This window comes from Pseudoalteromonas sp. CO348, from assembly GCF_004208845.1.
Classification (GTDB): Bacteria; Pseudomonadota; Gammaproteobacteria; order Enterobacterales; family Alteromonadaceae; genus Pseudoalteromonas; species Pseudoalteromonas maricaloris.
This window is the reverse complement of the sequence record NZ_SGPI01000089.1, coordinates 1-244: the sequence shown is the minus strand read 5'-3', so window position 1 is coordinate 244 and position 244 is coordinate 1. Positions and strand designations below refer to the sequence as shown.

The window sequence follows — 244 nt, the reverse complement described above, 5'->3', positions numbered from 1 at the left end:
TGGGGCTATAGCTCAGCTGGGAGAGCGCCTGCCTTGCACGCAGGAGGTCAGCAGTTCGATCCTGCTTAGCTCCACCACTTTACTACTCCTTCTTATAGATAAACACTCTTACTCAGGTTCAAGTAACTGAGAGTTTTTAACTCTGAGAAGTCATTCTCTTGCTCTTTAAAAATTTGGAAAAGCTGAAAAATTAAATTCTGATAGATAACGAAAGTTATTTATCGAGTTTTCGAAAGAAAATGCC

Annotated in this window: 1 tRNA gene; it reads left to right on the top strand. The window is 40.2% G+C overall.

What is annotated here, in order from left to right:
• The first annotated feature begins 1 nt into the window (after nt 1).
• Nucleotides 2-77: transfer RNA gene (locus EXT48_RS23610), tRNA-Ala, on the top strand.
• The last annotated feature ends 167 nt before the right edge of the window (nt 78-244 follow it).